General features: G+C 65.6%; 16 protein-coding genes. 3 read left to right on the top strand and 13 right to left on the bottom strand.

The features are described 5' to 3' along the window. Positions 1–7: 7 nt before the first annotated feature. The 5 genes from BI49514_RS07590 to BI49514_RS07570 all read right to left on the bottom strand — a co-directional run bounded on the left by BI49514_RS07590 (position 8) and on the right by BI49514_RS07570 (position 6,247). Positions 8–604: a type II secretion system F family protein gene (locus BI49514_RS07590; RefSeq protein WP_244195025.1), complete on the bottom strand. Its 597-nt coding sequence runs from the start codon at positions 602–604 to the stop codon at positions 8–10. Further along, positions 601–1,296: a type II secretion system F family protein gene (locus BI49514_RS07585; protein ID WP_101545722.1), complete on the bottom strand. Its 696-nt coding sequence runs from the start codon at positions 1,294–1,296 to the stop codon at positions 601–603. The genes BI49514_RS07590 and BI49514_RS07585 overlap by 4 nt, the downstream gene beginning before the upstream one ends. Continuing rightward, a complete protein-coding gene (locus tag BI49514_RS07580) occupies positions 1,293–2,465 on the bottom strand; it encodes a TadA family conjugal transfer-associated ATPase (RefSeq protein ID WP_101545719.1) in 1,173 nt (390 codons plus the stop codon). The genes BI49514_RS07585 and BI49514_RS07580 overlap by 4 nt, the downstream gene beginning before the upstream one ends. After that, a complete protein-coding gene (gene ssd, locus BI49514_RS07575) occupies positions 2,462–3,469 on the bottom strand; it encodes a septum site-determining protein Ssd (RefSeq protein ID WP_101545716.1) in 1,008 nt (335 codons plus the stop codon). Before ssd ends, BI49514_RS07580 begins: the two co-directional genes overlap by 4 nt. Positions 3,470–3,712: 243 nt before the next feature. Continuing rightward, positions 3,713–6,247 (bottom strand): hypothetical protein, encoded by a 2,535-nt coding sequence (locus BI49514_RS07570; protein ID WP_101545715.1) that lies wholly within the window; start codon positions 6,245–6,247, stop codon positions 3,713–3,715. Positions 6,248–6,584: 337 nt separating this feature from the next. On the opposite strand from BI49514_RS07570, the gene acs reads away from it, so the two are divergent. Next, positions 6,585–8,522, top strand: a complete 1,938-nt coding sequence (gene acs, locus BI49514_RS07565) for an acetate--CoA ligase (RefSeq protein WP_101545712.1) — start codon at positions 6,585–6,587, stop codon at positions 8,520–8,522. A 179-nt stretch (positions 8,523–8,701) separates the two neighbouring features. After that, on the top strand, positions 8,702–9,109 hold the full coding sequence (locus BI49514_RS07560) for a phage holin family protein (protein WP_101545709.1): 408 nt from the start codon (positions 8,702–8,704) through the stop codon (positions 9,107–9,109). 79 nt (positions 9,110–9,188) lie between these two features. Here BI49514_RS07560 and BI49514_RS07555 read toward each other — a convergent pair whose 3' ends face one another. Beyond that, positions 9,189–9,920, bottom strand: a complete 732-nt coding sequence (locus tag BI49514_RS07555) for an NUDIX hydrolase (protein WP_101545707.1) — start codon at positions 9,918–9,920, stop codon at positions 9,189–9,191. After that, complete coding sequence (gene nth, locus BI49514_RS07550; RefSeq protein WP_101545705.1) at positions 9,917–10,693, bottom strand: endonuclease III; 777 nt, start codon at positions 10,691–10,693, stop codon at positions 9,917–9,919. The genes BI49514_RS07555 and nth overlap by 4 nt, the downstream gene beginning before the upstream one ends. 245 nt (positions 10,694–10,938) lie before the next feature. Here nth and BI49514_RS07545 point away from each other — a divergent pair, with 245 nt between their 5' ends. Next, positions 10,939–11,616 (top strand): Crp/Fnr family transcriptional regulator, encoded by a 678-nt coding sequence (locus BI49514_RS07545; RefSeq protein WP_101545702.1) that lies wholly within the window; start codon positions 10,939–10,941, stop codon positions 11,614–11,616. A gap of 298 nt (positions 11,617–11,914) precedes the next feature. Here BI49514_RS07545 and BI49514_RS07540 read toward each other — a convergent pair whose 3' ends face one another. From BI49514_RS07540 to BI49514_RS07520, 6 genes are all read right to left on the bottom strand, one after another. Then, positions 11,915–12,682 carry an MBL fold metallo-hydrolase gene (locus BI49514_RS07540; protein WP_101545700.1) on the bottom strand — a complete coding sequence of 256 codons (768 nt, stop codon included), beginning with the start codon at positions 12,680–12,682 and terminating at the stop codon, positions 11,915–11,917. Continuing rightward, positions 12,679–13,650 carry an NUDIX hydrolase gene (locus BI49514_RS07535; RefSeq protein WP_101545699.1) on the bottom strand — a complete coding sequence of 324 codons (972 nt, stop codon included), beginning with the start codon at positions 13,648–13,650 and terminating at the stop codon, positions 12,679–12,681. Before BI49514_RS07535 ends, BI49514_RS07540 begins: the two co-directional genes overlap by 4 nt. Continuing rightward, the gene (locus tag BI49514_RS07530) at positions 13,640–14,113 is read right to left on the bottom strand and encodes a RidA family protein (protein WP_101545695.1); all 474 of its coding nucleotides are present in this window, start codon (positions 14,111–14,113) and stop codon (positions 13,640–13,642) included. The genes BI49514_RS07535 and BI49514_RS07530 overlap by 11 nt, the downstream gene beginning before the upstream one ends. A 46-nt stretch (positions 14,114–14,159) precedes the next feature. Continuing rightward, positions 14,160–14,315 (bottom strand): Sp36 family protein, encoded by a 156-nt coding sequence (locus tag BI49514_RS16535; RefSeq protein WP_009883339.1) that lies wholly within the window; start codon positions 14,313–14,315, stop codon positions 14,160–14,162. Positions 14,316–14,594: 279 nt separating this feature from the next. Further along, the gene (locus tag BI49514_RS07525; protein ID WP_257904118.1) at positions 14,595–16,946 is read right to left on the bottom strand and encodes a transglycosylase domain-containing protein; all 2,352 of its coding nucleotides are present in this window, start codon (positions 16,944–16,946) and stop codon (positions 14,595–14,597) included. Positions 16,947–17,049: 103 nt separating this feature from the next. Then, complete coding sequence (locus BI49514_RS07520; protein ID WP_101545690.1) at positions 17,050–17,997, bottom strand: metallophosphoesterase; 948 nt, start codon at positions 17,995–17,997, stop codon at positions 17,050–17,052. Between the last annotated feature and the right edge of the window lie 144 nt (positions 17,998–18,141).

The raw sequence follows: 18,141 nt of genomic DNA, 5'->3' as shown, positions 1-18,141 counted from the left end.
CACCACTTCAGAAGAACACGGTCGTGAGGTCGGTCAGCAGTGAGATGACGACCGGAACGACAGACAGCAGCAGGAACGCCGGCAGAATGCACACGCCCAAGGGCAGCACCAGCTGCACACCCAGCGAGGCGGCCGCCTCCTGCCGACGCCGACGGGACGAAGCCCGCAGCTCCTCGGCCACTGACTCGATGAGAGGTGCCGGGCCGACTCCGGTGTGTTCGGAGAACTCGAAGACCTCGAGCACCGGCAGCAGACGATCGTCGTCGGCGAGCCTGCGCCCTCCGATCGTCATCGCACGAGCGATCCTCTGCAGGCCCGACCGGTCGTCGGTCGCCTCGGCGGTCAGGGTCAGCGCCGCGGAAATCGGCAGACCGGAGGTCAGGCAGATCGCCACAAGGTCGAGGTCGAACGCCAGCTGATCATCGGCCACCGCTCCTGCTGTCCCCGACTCCGGCGTTCCCGCTTCCCCAGCGGCCGCCTCGGTGTCGGTGGGAACGGTTCGGCCCTCGCCGAGGAGGCTCTGCAGTCTCCCGCGAGTCGGTCCGGACCACAGGAGCACACCGAGTCCGACGCAGACACCGATGAGCACAATCAGCATGGTCATCTCTGTGCCCTGAGCATCATCGTCCGCATCCACCACCGGCCGGCCCCGTACAGGAGGAGGCCGGCACCGATGCTCAGCTGTCCCGGCAGTCCGGTGATGAGTTCCAAAGGGCGGACGCCGATGAGCAGGCCGAGACCGACGCCGATGAGCGGCAGCCAGCTGAGCACCCGCACCGTCGACCTCGGTCCGGCCATGGCGATGCGGCGTTCGCGTTCGGCATCGAGGGCGTCTCTCTGCGCTGCCGCATACCGGAGGATCATCTCCGCGGCAGGTGCTCCGGAGCGTTCGGACACCGTCCACACAGCGGCCATTCCCGACAGCACGTGAGCGGCGGTCTCCGACAGTCCGGAGCTGCGGGTGGCGATGGCGCGTCCGGGTTCCTCACCCAGGGAGATGGCTCGTGAGATCGGGGTCAGGGCATCGTTGCGGCGACTCAGAGTGCTCATCACCGCCTGCGGGGTCATCCCCACCTTGAGCAGGTGGGCGCAGTTCTCCACGGCGGCGATCGCCCACAGCCGTTCTGCCTGATCATCGGTGATGTGACCGCCTCGGCGAAAGAAGGCACGCACCCCTTTCCGCACCGATTCACCGCCCTCGCCACGGGGCAAGAGCTCGCGCAGCCTGGAGCCCGGATCCGGGGGCGCGGCGAGGATGATCCCGGCCGCGATGAGGACGGCGGTGACGACGATCATTGCGCGGACTTCTGTTCGAGCACGGCTTCGAACCGGGCCAGGGCACGCCGATTGACAGTGCCGGCCGTCGACGGCGATGGGCGACCCCACACCGGTTCCATCACCACTCCCTCGGACCCGGTCCTCGTCGGGATCGCCAGCTCCGTGACTCCCCGCTCGGAACCCGTGCGGCGCAGATGGATGACGAGGTCGATGGCGGTGGAGAACTGCGAATAGACGGCGTCCGGACTCATCTGCGCCAGCGCACCGAGCGCGGCCACGCGGCTGGGCACAGCCTCGGCGGTGTTCGCGTGGATCGTCGCACACCCACCCTCGTGCCCGGTGTTGAGGGCCGTGAGCATGTCCCGGACCTCGGCACCGCGGCATTCCCCGACGACGAGGCGATCGGGCCGCATCCGCAGGGCGTTGCGCACGAGGTCGGTCAGGGTCACTTCGCCGCCGCCTTCGACGTTGGCCTGACGCGCGGCGAGCTGCACGGTGTGCGGGTGGGTGACGATGAGCTCACGGGAGTCCTCGACGATGACGATGCGGTGGATCGGTTCGACCAGCGACAGCAGAGCGCCGAGGAGGACGGTCTTTCCCGTGCCCGTTCCGCCGGAGACGAGGATGTTCGCTCGTGAAGTGACCGCCTCGGAGACGAGGGGGCTGATCTCATCGGGAACGAACCCTTCCGCGCAGAGCTGAGAATAGGGGAATCCGGCCCGTTTGGGTACGCGGAAGCTGATCGTCGTCGTCTCCCCGGAGATCGGTGGGACGATCGCGTTCATCCGCACCCCGTCGGGCAGGCGCACGTCGACATAGGGGGAAGAGTCGTCGAGGCGGCGCCCGCCGAGGGCGGCCAACCGCACCGCCAAGGACCGCACGTCCTCTTCGGACCCCAAGGTCAGATCGAGCAGCCGGGGACCGTCTCCGGTGTCGGCGAAGATCCCACGCGGCCCGTTGACGAACACGTCCGTGGTGCCGGGCACCTCGAGCACGGACTGCAGGGGCCCGGCCCCGGACAGCTGCGCGGACAGCCGGGTGACGAGTTCGAGCAGGGCGGCGGAACCGAGCACGCGACCGGTGCGCTGGACCGCCTCGGCGACGGCGGCCGTGGTCACCGGTCCAGGATTGTCGAGCAGCGTTTTGCGGACATCGGCGACGAGCGAGGCGTCGAGCCATTCGCTCATTCCACCCACTCCCCCAGCAACCGTTCGACAAGGCGGCCGAGGTGCGCGCCACCCGGGATTCCCTCGCCGCGGTCGACGGCGGCGGACAGGCCCCGATCGTCGCGGATGCTTCCGGCGAGGCTCAGCCCGATGGAATCGGCGAGGAGGTCGGCGTCGAGCCCGCCGGCCCCGGTTTCACGGACGACGAGGCGCACATCCGGGTGGGCTTGGGAGAGCCGCTTGGCCACTTGGGAGGAGGCGACGGCGGATCTGACCCGGGCCGGGGAGACGAGGAGGACATGATGGCAGCGCCGGGTCCACTGGGGTGGGGCGTGGCGGGGCAGATCGACGATGACGAGGTCGAAGGCCTGACCGGCCGCGGCGAGGAAGTCGTCGAAGACGTCCGGGTCGAGGTCGACGGTGTCGTCTCGCCCCCAGGACAGAAGGGCGAGGCCGTCGTGGCGGGGCAGCGCTTCGGCCAGGGTCGAGGGGCGCAGCTGTCCGCGGGAAGCACTGAGGTCGGTCCACCGGGGACCGGGCGCCTGCTCGGCACCGAGGACGAGGTCGAGTCCCCCGCCGAGCGGGTCCGCGTCGACGAGGACGGTGCTGTGATCGGCTCCGGCCCGCCGGGCGAGTGCGCAGGCGAGCACGGAGGCTCCGGCTCCCCCGCACCCGGCGACGACGCCGACCGTGGTCCCGGGTGCCGTCGGCGGTTCGACAGCAGCGATCATCCGCCCACTCAGCCATTCCGCAGCAGCAGGCAGCACGGCGAGCTGGTCGACGCCGAGGTGGGCGGCCTTCGCCCAGGTCGAGGAGGGCTCGTCGTCGTCGAGGACGACGAGGATCGTGTCTGCCCGGTCGGTGGCGGGGGCTTCGCGGACGTCTTCGCCGAGGAGGATGAGCGACGCGGACTGCCAGCCTCCGGAGTCGGGAGGCAGGACGGTCAGTGAGATGCCGATGCTTTCGGCCACTCGAGCGCATTCTTCGGTGATCGCTCCGAGGTCGGTGATGAGGGCTACCTGCATGCACCGAGCCTGGATCGGCCCGGCTGTCACCTGCCAGACCGGAGTGCCACCCTGTGGATGGGACGACGAAGGGGCGCCTCCTGTGAGGTTGAGTCACAGGAGGCGCCCCTGGCAGCAGTCGGCGGCCTCCGTCCACGTCAGCCGCGGTGGTCCGACCGGCCGATCACATCATGTGGTGCCGGTAGGCACCGATTCGACCGAGGTCTGTCCACAGCGTTGACGCGTGAGTGGATTCCAGTCGGCTCAGCCGCGCTGGATTCCTTCGATATTGCGCAGGATGCCAGTGGTGCTGCCGTCGGAGTCGCGGACCTTGAACCAGGATCCGTTGTCTTCGAGGCTGAGGTACCAGTCGCCGGGGTAGATCGTGAACACCGGCATCCCGGTGGTCTCGTCCACGGCTTCGCGCGGTTCGGGAACGGCGAACCAGAAGGCCTGGATGATGGGGCGTCCACCGCCCTGGTTCTCAGCCTGACCGTTGTCCTGATCGGCGTTCCGTCCGTCGTTCGGCGCATCACCGTACCTGTTCTGCCCCGCATCGGCGGGCACCGGCTGGTTGTCGACGGCCGTCTGTGCCATTGTCTCGTCGTTCGACCTGTCAGCGCGACCGTCGGTCTCCGGCCGGTTGGCGTAGTCGGCCACGGGGACGTACTGAGTCGGTTCTTCGCTTTCGGGAGCGGTGGTCCGCTCCGAGTTGACTGCCGGCTCCATCACAGCGGTCGCCTGTTCATCGTCGTCCGCGCGCGTCTTGCCATCTGACGCGGCTTCGCCGTCTGGCACGACATTGTCGTCGGCCGGGGTGCTGACGACGGTGGCTTCGGTGGAGCGGATGTTGGCGTCGTCGTCCTGACCCTGCGCCGTGGTCCCGTGGGTCGATGCCGGGGAATCCGATGGCGAAGCGTTCGACGCCGCGTCTGCCGACGCCGCATCGTCTGATCCGTTCCCTGTTGAGGCCTGACCAGCATCGGTCGAGGACTGTGCGGCCGAGTTCGCGCCGGTGACGTTCGCACCTTCGGCGGCATTCGTGTCGGACGATTTGGCGTTGACCTTGGAGACCAGGTCGCTGCTCTCGGCCGGTGATACCACTGCGGGGGTCTCGTCCGACGTCGCCGAGGCGGCCGTGGACCCATCCGCGGACGTGTCGTCTTTCGCCTCATTCGTCTGAGCCGCCGACCCGGTGTCAGTTGATTCCGCATCGGGAGTCGATTCCGCACCAGACGTCGGTTCCGCTGCGGACTCCGATTCGGGAGCGGCGTGGCGGCCACGACGACGTTCGGAATCCGAATGCGCGGCGGCGACACCGGCAGCACCGGCACCGATCACTCCGGCACCTGCGGCAGCGGCCGCGGCACCCGAGTGGGACTCGTCATCTGACTGCGTGGAGCGGGCGTCAGACGCGGCAGGCTGGCTGTCCGACTCAGCAGTCTGGCTTCCCGCAGCTGCGGTCTGGTATCCGGTCGCATCGGTCTGCGGCTGGCCGGCTCCGACACCGAATGCCTGAGTCGGTTCGCTCTGCGAATGCTGCAGGGCGTCCGAATCGTGACGACCCAGATAGGTCTGTCCGTCACCGGTGCTGTGCACCGGTCCGTCGGCCTGATCAGATGCCACGTCTGCGGATGCGGGCGCAGCTCCCGCGTCCGAGGTGCCTGCAGCAGCGGGTGCGGCGAACGAGCTGGCCGAACGCTCGGAATCCTGCTCCTGCGGCGGAGCGTAGGGGCTGGGCTGGTTCTGCTGGTCGGCGGACTGATCCTGCTGGGCGGGAGCGGCGAACTGATCCTGCTGTTCCGAAGCACCGAACGGACGCGGCTGACCGAACTGGTCCTGCTGACCGGGTCCCGCCTGTCCCGCACCGGCCGGATCGGCTCCGTAAGGTGCGAATCCGGGTGCACCGGCGCCCGGGCCGGCAGCACCGGGCACATTGGCCACGGGTGCCGGATGTTGGGTGTGCTTGGTGACGGGGCGGGCCTTCGCATGGGTTTCGATGTCCTCGCGGCCAGCGAATTCCTTGGCGAAGAACGGCAGCATCGTGAACACTCCGGCGAAGAACGCGATGAGGCCGGCGAAGAATGTCAGGTACGAGCCCACATGCCAGTAGACCGCCGAAGTGAGCAGATCGACGAACACATAGGTGAAGGCGATTGCCGAGAGCACGGAGATGAATTGGTCGAGGCTGAGCGATCCGACCCGCAGTCGGCTGTTGCCGAGCTTGTTGACGAGCACGGCCGCCACGATGAGCAGAATCGTGAGCACTCCGAATACGAGCGCGCCCATATCCGCAACGTTCCAATGCCACAGAGTGACCGTCTCACTGCCGACGCCGTAGCTGTAACCCCGGTAAGGCACGAACAGCGCGATGAAGGCGAGCAGACCAGCGAACAGAAGGAAGAGGTCGCGCAGAGTCAGCGGGCCGAGGATTCCCGGGCCGGTCTTCCGCTTCGGTGCAGGCGCCTGACCGAACTGACCCTGTCCCGGAGCCGAACCATAGGGTCCCGGCGCCGATCCGTACTGTCCGGGCGCTGAACCGTACGGGCCAGGTCCCGAACCGTACTGGGCCCGGGCCGAACCGTAGGGACCTTGTGCGGCGGACTGTCCCGGTGCCGAACCGTAGGGTGCCGGTGCGGAACCATAGGCCGGTCCGGGCGCCGAACCGAACTGTCCCGGTCCCGAACCGTAGGCCGGCGGCTGACCACCGGGCTGCTGCGCGTTCTGGCCCGGGTATTGCGGGGGCTGATCCTGCCACGGCTGTGGCCCGGACCCGGTTGGATGCTGCGGCGAACTCATCGCTGACTCCAGTCGATCTCGGGGAAAAGCTAACAGTGTTTCCGTGTCCGCGCGGGACGGATCCCGACAGACTCTGACCCCATCCTTGCAGAACACAGGCCACCTGTGCACTCATATGCGCATTCTCAGGCACGTCGAAGGCTCCTCAGTCCCCCGCCGAGGCGGCCCTTCCGTCGCCGCGCAGCCATCGAAATCATGTGAGCCATACCACGACAAATACGCGGTGGCTACCCCCGATTTCCCCGTTCATCGAGTGAAACTGCTCTCCCCAGCCCCCGACCACAGGTATACAGTGCAACTAGCATTTTCGATCCACCAACGAAGTCGGAGGGAAAGCATGACCGATACCGCTGCCGAGCAGACCGAGACTTTTGCCCCACCTGAGCAGTTCGCGGCCGCCGCCAACGTCAAGGCCGATGAATACGAACGCGCCGAGGCGGACTACTTGGGCTTCTGGGCCGAACAATCCCGTGAGCTCGTCGACTGGCACGAAGACTTCGACGAGGTCCTCGATTGGACGAACCCGCCGTTCGCGAAGTGGTTCGTCGGCGGAAAGCTCAACGTCGCCTATAACTGCCTCGACCGTCACCTCCTCGCAGGCAACGGCGACCGGGTGGCCATCAACTTCGAAGGCGAACCGGGCGACTCCCGCACCTTCACCTATGCCGAACTCCTCGCCGAGGTGTCGAAGGCGGCGAACACGCTGACCGACCTCGGAGTGAAGACCGGCGACCGGGTGGCCATCTATCTGCCGATGATCCCCGAAGCGGTGATCTCGATGCTCGCCTGTGCCCGCCTCGGTGCGGCGCATTCCGTCGTCTTCGGCGGATTCTCCGCCGATGCTCTGCACTCGCGCATCATCGACGCCGAAGCCCGCGTCGTCATCACCGCCGACGGCAGCTACCGCCGCGCCAAACCCACGAGTCTCAAGCCGGCCGTCGACGAAGCGATCGCCCAGGGCGACACTCCCGTCGAGCACGTCCTCGTCGTCAAGCGCACCGGTCAGGACGTCGACTGGGTCGAAGGCCGGGACCAGTGGTGGGAGGACTCCGTCGGCCAGGCCAGCGATACACACGAGTGCGAATTCTTCGACTCGGAGCACCCGCTGTTCATCCTCTACACCTCCGGTACGACAGGAAAGCCCAAGGGCATCCTCCACACCACCGGCGGCTACCTCACTCAGGTGTTGTACTCGATGAAAGCCGTCTTCGACATCAAGCCCGAGTCCGATGTCTTCTGGTGCACCGCCGACGTCGGCTGGATCACCGGTCACTCCTATGTCACCTACGGCCCACTGGCCGCCGGCACCACTCAGATCATCTACGAAGGCACTCCGGACACCCCGCATCAGGGCCGCTGGTGGGAGATCATCGAGAAGTACAGAGCCACGATCCTCTACGCCGCTCCGACGGCGATCCGCACCTGCATGAAATGGGGCGAGGAGATCCCCGCGAAGTACGATCTGTCCAGTCTGCGCCTGCTCGGCAGCGTCGGCGAACCGATCAACCCCGAGGCCTGGCGCTGGTACCACCGTGTCATCGGCGGTGAGCGCTGCCCGATCGTGGACACATGGTGGCAGACCGAGACCGGGGCCCATATGATCGCGCCTCTGCCCGGCGTGCTCTCAACCAAGCCCGGCTCCTCACAGCGTCCGATCCCCGGCATCTCCGTCGACGTCGTCGATGATTCGGGAGAGAACCCTGCAGGTCCCGAAGGCGGACTGCTCGTCATCCGCCGCCCATGGCCGTCGATGCTGCGCGGAATCTGGAAAGACCCGGAGCGCTTCAAGGAGACCTACTGGTCGCGGTTCGAAGACACGTACTTCGCCGGCGACGGCGCCCGCCGCGATGAGGACGGGGACATCTGGTTCCTCGGGCGTGTCGACGACGTGATGAATGTGTCCGGTCACCGCCTGTCCACCGCGGAGATCGAGTCCTCGCTCGTCGCGCATCCCAAGGTCGCCGAGGCGGCTGTGGTCGGCGCCGCAGACGACACCTCCGGTCAGGCCGTCGTCGCGTTCGTCATCGTCTCCAACGGCGTCGAGGACTCCCCCGAGACGTCTGAGGAGCTGCGTCAGCATGTGGGCAAGGACATCGGCCCCATCGCGAAGCCGAAGAAAGTCCACATCGTCACGGACCTACCCAAGACCCGCTCGGGCAAGATCATGCGTCGCCTGCTCAAGGACGTTGCCGAGAACCGCGAGGTCGGCAATACGTCGACCCTGGCCGATGCCTCGGTGATGGATCAGATCGAAAAGTCCGTCACAGGAGCCTGAACCCCTCGCTCTGAGGCCGAAATCGGATGACCCGTCGATGACAGACGACTCTGCCGCAGAACGGCCGTCGTCCGAATCCGACGGGTTTTCCCGGTTCCCCGCCGATTCGCCTTTGGCCGCAGAGCCCGTTCAGACTACTCTTAAGTTAGATTGTCCTCGTTCTCGATTTAGGAGCTCTCATGGCCGAACGGTCCATCAGCGAACTGATCAAAGGCATCAGCGACGATTCCAAAGCGATCGCCGAGGAAGAGATTGCCCTCGCCAAGGCCGAGGCCACTGCCGGTGCGAAGAACCTGGGCATCGGTGCCGGATTGGCCATCGTCGCTCTCTTCCTGCTCTTCCTGTCCTCGTTCATGGTGATCTTCGCCGGTGCGGCCGCATTCCATGAGGGTCTGGGCTGGCCATGGTGGGGCAGCTTCCTCATCGTGTTCGGCATCCTCGCCGTCATTGCGATCATCCTCGTCCTTGTGGCCCTCCCGCTGTTCAAGAAGGGCAACCCGGTTCCCGGCACCGCGATCAGCTCGGCCAAGTCGCTGGTGGCTTCGGTCAAGCGCGCAGTGAAGAACCCCTCGGGACCCAGGTACTGACACCTCTCCCAATCTGAGAACCGCGGCAGGAACGAAGGCGGCGCCGGACACGAAGTCCGGCGCCGCCTTCGCATCTGCTTCAGAAGTCGATGGCGATGGGAGCCTTCTTGTCCCATTCGCCGGCCCAGCCGAGGTGTTCGAGAGCGAAGTCGAGGATGCCGGCGGTGAAGCCCCACACCTTGAGGACTCCGACGTCGAAGGCCGGGGTCGAGATCTTCAGATCGGGACGGGCGAAGGTTCCGCGGTTGGCGGGGGCGACGAGGTCGGCGATGGCCACCCGATAGACGGAGTAGGACTCCCGCGGATCCATCACCTGGACTCGGCCCGGCTGACGCCAATAGCCGATAACCGGAGTGACCTCGAACTTCGAGACGGGGATATAGAGCGGGTCCATCTCTCCGAGAACTTCGACGGTGTCCGGTGGGATTCCGGCTTCTTCCTCCGCTTCACGCAGCGCGGCGGCCGCCATGGAATCGTCTTCGGGGTCACGACCGCCTCCGGGGAAGGCGACCTGTCCGGGATGATGGCGCAGGCTCGCGGCCCGCTGGAGAAGAACGATGTCGACATCGGCGACGCCGAGTTCGGCCAGGCGCGATGCTTCTGCTCCTCCCGCCTCGGTGCGAGGCTCTCCCCCGCGCCCGAAAAGCATGAGAACGGCGGCGTCGCGGGCGGACTGCTCTGCGGCTTCCTTCTTTCGGCGCAGCCACAGCGGGGACCCGTGCGAGGCGGCTAGATCTTCGAGCTGCCCGCGCAGGGCCCCATCGGCGATCGTCGCCGATTCGGGTGGAAGGTCGGGGATTCGGGCGCTCACTGTCCGTCCTCGGGGACAGCCTCCTCGGCGGGAGTGGCCAAGGGCGCCATTTCGAACCGGAGCATGGCACGTGCCTTAGCCGGGTCGAGTTCCCCGATCCCGAACGATGGGCACAGCGCGGTCACGGGGCAGGCTCCGCAGGCGGGTTTTCGGGAATGGCAGATGCGGCGGCCGTGGAAGATCACCCGATGCGAGAGCATGGTGAGGTCCTTCTTCGGGAACAGGGCCGCGATCTCGTGCTCGGCCTTGACCGGATCGGTCTCCTCGGTCCAGCCGAAGCGGCGGGCCAGCCGGCCCATGTGTGTGTCGACGGTCAGCCCGGGGGTGTCGAAGGCGTTTCCGAGGACGACGTTCGCGGTCTTTCGTCCGACTCCGGCGAGCTTGACGAGCTTGTCCAGCCTATTCGGCACCACGCCATCGTATTCATCGACGAGTTCGTTCGCGAGCTTGACGATGTTGCGGGCCTTGGCCCGGTAGAACCCTGTGGAGCGGATGTGCTCCTCGACCTCGATGAGATTGGCCACGGCCAGGGCGTGGGCATCGGGGAAGGCGGCGAAGAGGCTCGGGGTGACCGAGTTGACACGGATATCGGTGGTCTGGGCGGAGAGGACGGTGGCGATGAGCAGCTGGAACGGGGTCTCGAAGTCGAGTTCGCATTTCGCGTTCGGATACACCTCGGCGAGGATGCGATGGATCTTCCGCGCCCGGCGGGTCCGGCCCAGCGGGGTCTCCTTCGCGAACTTCCGCGCGCTCTTCTCTGCCACAGTCAACACGACTCACCATCTTAATCCGTGCCCTGTCATTCCGCAGTCATGCCGGTCACACCCGCGGAACATGTTCACGCGACCTGATCTGCGCACCTTGTTCTGGCCGTCTGCGGGAATGGTGTGGACGGGAGCCGTGTTGGGCGGTGCGGGAGAGGATTTCATACTGATGGGCCACACTCCCGCGTCTTTGCTGGTATCGGTGCAGATGACCAGGTAGATTTGTGTGTGATTATCACGACAAGGAGGAACCAGTGGATATTGAAGTGGTGCGGGGCGCGACGCTCTTCGCAGGTCTGGACGATGAAGCCACCAGTGCATTGATGAAGTTCATGAACCCGCGGAGTCTCCGTCGGGGAACCGTGCTCTTCCACGAGGGCGATGCCGGTGACGAGCTCTACATCGTCTCCTCGGGCAAGCTCAAGATCGGCCGAGAGTCCTCCGACGGCCGTGAGAACCTGCTGTCCGTGGTCGGCCCCGGCGAGATCATCGGCGAGCTCAGCCTCTTCGATCCGGGCCCGCGTTCGACCTCTGTCACTGCCGTCTCCCAGTCGGAGCTGCTCAGCCTCAAACACGAGGACCTCACCACTTGGCTCAACGAGCGTCCGCAGGCCGCGATGAACCTGCTCAAGGCCCTCGCCCAGCGTCTGCGTCGCACCAACGAGACCGTCGGCGACCTCGTCTTCTCCGATGTGCCCGGCCGTGTCGCCAAGGCTCTGCTCGACCTCGCCGCTCGCTTCTCGAAGCCGGCTCCCGACGGTGTGCTCGTCGCTCACGACCTCACCCAAGAAGAGCTGGCTCAGCTCGTCGGTGCCTCTCGTGAGACCGTGAACAAGGCACTGGCCGACTTCGCCGCCCGCGGCTTCATCCGTCTCGAGGCCCGCTCCGTCGTCATCCTCGACATGGACCGTATGCGCAACCGCGCCCGCTGATCCTCCTCACGGCTTCCAAACCGCCACAGCGCACAAACGCCCCAGCCGATTCGGCTGGGGCGTTCGTCCTGGCCGGGCAGGTGTGAGACGTGGCCAGTGCTCGCCGTCTCAGGGGCTGTCGCGTCAGGTGTGGGAGCCTTCGGACTCGGGTTCTGATTCAGTCATCGAGTTTGAACTCGATGACTGAATCAGAACCCGAGTCGTGAGTGGTGTGTCATCCAGCTAGACCGAAGACGTCGCGTGAGGCGCCGCGTCGGGGCACTCAATGCGCCTGCAGCTCCGGCGTCAACAGTGGGACTCAGGCGTCGTCGGCGGCGGGCAGGGCGTCGAGGTAGGCCAGCTGAGCCTTGACGATCTGTTCGGCCGCCGGACGCACGCTGGAGTCGACGTCGTGGTAGACGATGTCGCATACCTCTGAGGCCGTCTTCGCCCCCTGCTCCAGTGCCGCTTTGACCTGCTCGATGCGTTCGAGTCGGTGGGAACGGTAGTAGTCGATCACCTCGGCGGGGGCGTCGATGCGCTCACCGTGGGCCGGCTCGATGATGGCGAACTCCCCGGCATCGAACAGCTCCTTCAACCGGTCGAGGGAATTCAGATAGTCGCCCAGGGAGCCTTCGGGGTGAGTGACGATCGTCGTCCCCTCCCCCAGGATCGTATCTCCGCTGTAGAGGGCTCCGGAGTGGATGAGGCTGATGCTGTCGCTCGTGTGTCCGGGGGTGGCAACGGCGCGCAGCACGTCGGCCGGAGTGTCACCGAAGGCGATCTCGTCGCCGTCGCTGACCGGTTCCGTGTGACGGGCGAATCGCTCGAGCCCAGCGTAGACGGCAACCTCGGGGGCCCACTGCTCGATGCTCCCGAGCATCTCGGAGTGGTCGGCGTGCTGGTGGGTGAGAACGATCGCTGCCAGATCACGGTCGGCCACCTCGGCGAGGAAGGCTTCACGGTGATCGGCCAGCTCCGGGCCCGGGTCGATGACGACCGCGGACGTGTCATCCTGGCTGGTGAGAACGTAGGTGTTCGTACCGGTCAGGGTCATCGGGCCGGGGTTGTTCGCACGGATTCTCATGAGTCGTCGTTCTCCTCGTCTGTCGTTTCGTCATCGTCACCGCTGAATGTCAGGAAGCCGGGACTCTGGTCGGTGTCGGTCTCGCCGACGGCCACGGCCCGATCGCGCAGGCTGCCCTTGCTGTGAGGGTCCTTGCCGGTGTGGATGACGACCTTCCAGTCGCCGTCGTCATCGACGATCTCGGGACGCAGCGGGTGGACGTTGCGTATCTGCGCCATGGCCGCACCCACGGTCGGGACCTCGGCAAGGCTTTCGACGATGATGCGGGCGGGCGCGCTGATGCGGTCGGGGTCTCCTCCCGCCTCGTCAAGTATCTGGTCGGGGCGTTTCCATCCTGCTGAGGTCTCGTTCGGCGACAGGAAGTCGACATCCTGGCCGAAGGGCACGGTGGCGATGAAATAGGTGGTGTCGAACCGGTGCAGCTGAGTGGGGGTGTTGATCCAGCGCAGCCACGGTTTGCACAGGTCGGGACGCAACCGCAGATCACGGTCGAGTAAAACCTGCGACCAGGACGCTTCGTTCGAGAACAGCCTCGATCGGGTGGAGTGCCAGTCCGTCTGCGGTGTGGCAACGATCTCCCGATCGACATCCTCGGCGAGCATGATTCCGGTGGCTGCGAAGGTGATTCGGGCGGCAGCGGAGAAATGGTGCAGGGCGCGGGATTTGTTCTCGATGCTCAGCGCACGAGCGCACCGGGCCGAATTCCATCCGGCCAGAGGCAGCTTCCGCACATCACCCGGGCGCAGGCTGCTGGTGGGAAATGCCCACCGGTTGCGGTCCTCGACGCCGCGGGCATCGAGTTGCCGGGTGATGAAGAGTTCCAGCCGGTCCGCGGAGTCCCGGATCAGCACGATCGCCGAGGTGGGGCGCGGGGCCTCCGGCACGGGCCACCGTCCGTCGGACTGCCAGTGTTCAAGCAGCCACCGCAGCTCCGACGAGACGGGAAGTGTGCGTCCGCTAAGCGGCATCGCCTGAGACCTCGACGATGACTTCGACCTCGACGGGGGTGCCCAGAGGCAGAGTGTTCACGCCGACCGCGCTGCGGGCGTGCTGCCCGCGGTCTCCGAAGATCTCACCGTAGAGTTCGGACACGCCGTTGATGACGGCCGGCTGTTGGGTGAAGTCGTCGGCGGAGTTGACGAAGCCGGTGACCTTGACGACGCGCACGATCTTGTCGAGATCGCCGATGACTCCGGCGATGGCGGCCAGAGCATTGAGCCCGGCGGTGCGTGCAAGTTGGTAGCCGGTGTCGAGGTCGACGTCCGTGCCGAGGTGACCGGTCGCAGGCAGCTTGCCGTCGACGACGGGCAGCTGGCCCGAGGTATAGACGTAGTTCCCGGTGCGCAGTGCGGGGACGTAGGCGCCGGCTGGTGTGGCGATCTCGGGCAGTTCGAGGCCGAGTTCGGACAGGCGCTCAAGGGTCTTCGACATGATTCTTCTTTCGGTGGCGGGGTGTCAGCGGTCCGGGCGGCTCAGCTCACTCTTTGGGGCGTTTGAGGTAGGCCACGAGTCCGTTGTTGTCGGGGCCGGGAACGACCTGCACGAGTTCGTATCCGTCCTCGCCCCACTGGTCGAGGATCTGCTTCGTCGCGTGGACGATGAGCGGCACGGTGACGTATTCCCACTTGGTCATGGTTCTCCTCAGTTGTCGGTGCGTCGCCGAGGCGGTCCGGGTGATCCGGTGTGACCAGGTTTTCCTGGGGCGGTCGACGACGCTGGTCCGTTCCCCACACTAGCCCAGACAGGGCACGCTGGGCACCTGTGTTCCGCGGACGGCGGTCACTGCTGTTTCGCTGCCGCGACACCCGTGAAAGTCAGACAGAGAAGGCGGGGAGGATCTGATCCTCCCCGCCCTCACAGGAACGGTCACGGCTAGGTGCTATCGGCCGGTCACGACCGGCATATCATCGGCTCAGTTGCCGCCGAGGCCAGGAGCCTCGCCGCCGCCGTCACCACCGTCGCCGCCGCCGTTACCACCGTCACCGCCGCCGTTTCCGCCGCCGTTTCCGCCGCCGTTTCCGCCGCCGCCTCCGTTGTTTCCGGAGTTGCTGCCTCCACCGCCGCCGTTGCCGCCGCCACCGGTGCCGCCGCCGTTGCCGTGGCTTCCGCCACCGCCACCGCCGCCTCCACCGCGGCCGCCGGTGGACGAACCGCCGCCACCGCCGGAGCCGCCGCCGGAGAAGTACTTGCTGCTGGGCTTCGGGAACCCGGTATTGCCCTTGGTTTCCCTGACCGCTTGGCTCATGTATGCCTGCCAGGTCTTACCGGAGATGGTCGCACCGTAGATGTGGCCTCTGACGGCGCCGGCGCCGTTGGTGCGCCAGTCGCGAGTGCCCCCCGGATCACCGGTCCAGACCGCAGTCGACAGCGTCTTGGTGAACCCGAGCAGCCAGGTGTGACCGACCTCGAAGTTCGTCGTACCGGTCTTGGCGCCTGCCGGCACTCCGATCTTCAGCGAGCTCGTCGTACCGCCGTTGAACGTCTGAGTCAGCGCGAAGGCGACGCCCTTGGCCACTTCCTTGTCGAGCACTCGCTTGCAGCCTTCGCCAGGCAGGTCGAGCTTCTCGCCCTTGCGGTCCTTGATCTCGGTGATCGGCTTCGGTCCGCAGAATTCGCCTTCGTTCGCGAAGGTCGCGAACGCCGCAGCCATGGCGATCGGCGTGGTCTCCGTCGTACCGAGAATCGACGACGGTGACAGGGCTTGGATGAAGCCGGACTTGTCCTCGAAGTCGAGCGCCTCTCCGCTGCCATAGCGGATGCCCAGGTCCATCGCGGTGTCCATGACGTCACACATGTTCAGCTGGTTGCCCATCGCCGCGTAGCCCGTGTTGACGGACTTCTTCGTCGCCTCCAGCGCGGTCATCGAACCCTTGCCTTCACCGTCGCCGGCGTTGTTCGGGTCCCAGTCTCCGCCCATATTCGGACAGCCCTCGTACTTCCAGGAGCTGGCAGGGAAGTTGCGCTTCGTCGCATTGACGGTGGTGTTGAGGCTCTTTCCTTCCTTCAGCCACGCCGTCAGGACGAAAGGCTTCCACGTCGAACCGACCTGGAAGCCACCGCCTCCGTTGTGCTTCTTGTCGACGGTGTAGTTGATCGAGGTCTTCTTGTTCTTGTCCTTCTTCTTGACCTCTCCCGCGGTGTATTCGCGGTTCTCGGCCATGGCGATGACTTCACCGGTTCCAGGTTCGATCGTCACGAGGGCGTGACCGGCGCCGGAGGGGTCGCCGACGGGGACGCGCTTCTTGATCTCCTTATCCGCGATCTTCTGGATATCGGGATTGAGGCTCGTCTTGATCTTCAGACCGCCACGTTGGAGGAAGGCCAGGCGTTCATCAGCCGTGTCGCCGAAGGTGTCATCATTCATAATGACGTTCTGGACATAGTTGCAGAAGAATTCTGCCTTGCTCTTGGCTGCCGAACAGCCGTTCGGAGTCTCATGCAGGTCGAGGTCGAGGTCGGTCTTGACCGCCTTGTCGTATTCCTTCTGCGTGATGTGGTCGTACTTGAGCATCTGCCCGAGCACAGTGTTGCGACGCTTGAGCACCTGGTCGGGGAACCGCTGCGGGTTGAACGCCGAGGGGTTCTGCACGATTCCGGCGAGCATCGCCGACTGCTGGATGTTGAGATCCTTCGCGTGGATGCCCCAGTACCTGTAGGCGGCGGCTTCGACGCCGTAGACGTTCGGTGAACCCGAATAGTTGTTGATGTTCATGTAGCGGTTGAGGATTTCCTTCTTATCGTACTTCTTCTCAACCGCGACAGCGAGTTTGGCTTCGCGCAGCTTACGCGCGTAGCCGGCGGTGCCTTCGGACTCCTTCGCCGCAGCGACACCCTCGGAGTCCTCCTCGGCATGCGCGTTCTCTGCCAGCACGTTCTTCACATACTGCTGGGTCAGCGTCGATCCGCCCTGAGTCGTCGAGGACACCATATTGTGCACCGCTGCACGGGCGATGCCCTCGATGTCGACGCCGCCGTGTTCGAAGTACCGGTAGTCCTCGACGGCGATCGTCGCATTCTGCATATCCTTCGAGATCTTATCCAGCGGGACCTCCTGGCGGTTCTGCCAGTAGAACTCCGCAAGCTCGGACCCATCGGAGGCAAGCATCGTCGACTTCTCACCGAGGTCCTTGATCTCCAAGGTCGCGGGGAGTGAATCGAAGATCTCGACAGCGCTGTTCGCACTGGCGGTTGCGACACCGACTCCGGGAATGGCCAGACCGGCAGCAACGATCCCCGCCACTGCGCTGACGGCCACGAACTGCATGAACGCGCCCATTTTTGTGGGTGGGGCGTTTGACTCAGGAGACACCATGGTAGCCAGTTTAACGAATTTGCCTTGTGCAAATCTTCAGAAACCGCTGAACGGGTTAGGCCTTTGCGACGAGTTCCAAGACGCTGACTTCGGGTCGGCAGGCGAAACGCACTGGTGAGTACGGTGAGAATCCGAGACCGGCGGAGATGGCGACGAGGCTCTTCCGGTACGGAAAGACTCCGCGTGCGCGTGTCCGATCGAGGTCGCAGTTCGTCACCGGCGCGCCCCAGAAGGGCACGCGGATCTGTCCCCCGTGAGTGTGTCCGGCCATGATGAGGTCCGCCCCCGCCGAGGCGAACGCCTCCAAGGTCCGCGAATACGGGGCGTGTGTCACGCCCACTTTGAGGCCAGCCTCGGGATCGAACCGCGGATGCTCGAGCACACCCTTGCCGGGTGCTCCCCCACTCCAGCGGATCCGGTCGCGGTCGATATGGGCGTCGCCGAGCCCGGTGAAGTGGATCCGGGTGCCCTTGATCGTCAGGGTCGCCTCGGTGTTGTCGAGGAAATGCCATCCCTGACCGCCGGCCGTCGAGTCCGACGGGGATGTCGGTTCTTCGAATCCGCGGACGAGGGCCTTGACGTCGAGATCGGGGGTCACTCGGTGTTTGACCTCGGACGGCGAGCGCAGATATTTTGCGGGATTCTTCGCCTGCGGCGAGAAGAAGTCATTTGACCCCAGGACGAAGACACCGGGTGTGTCGAGCAGACCGGAGAAGACGTCGATGACGTCGGGCACGATATCGGCCGAGAGGTTGTCACCGGTGTTGACGACGACGTCCGGTTCGAGCCGGGTGAGCGCTTTGACCCAGGAGCCACGGTGCTTCTGCCAGGGCGCCAGGTGCAGGTCGGCGACGTGGAGGATCCGGATGGATTCGGCTCCGGCAGGCAGGATCGGCAGGGTGTGGCGGCGGATGGCGAAGAGGTGCGGTTCGATGACCGCACCCCAGATTCCGGCGGCTGTGGGGGCGGCAAGTGCACCGGCGAGGAGAGCGCGCTTCTTCATTCCCCCAACTCTATCCGCTCCCAGAACTACTGTGAGTATTGATGGTGGCTGGTCTGGGACTGGCTGGCAGAGTAGGAACTGACCGTCCCATCGATCATCATGACCCTCAGAACTACTGACTCGAACGATGTCCTCGTCGGGATC

It is taken from the genome of Brevibacterium iodinum ATCC 49514 (genome assembly GCF_900169265.1).
GTDB classification, from domain to species: domain Bacteria; phylum Actinomycetota; class Actinomycetes; order Actinomycetales; family Brevibacteriaceae; genus Brevibacterium; species Brevibacterium iodinum.
Note: the sequence above shows the minus strand (reverse complement) of the source record. Positions and strands in the feature narration are given on the sequence as shown.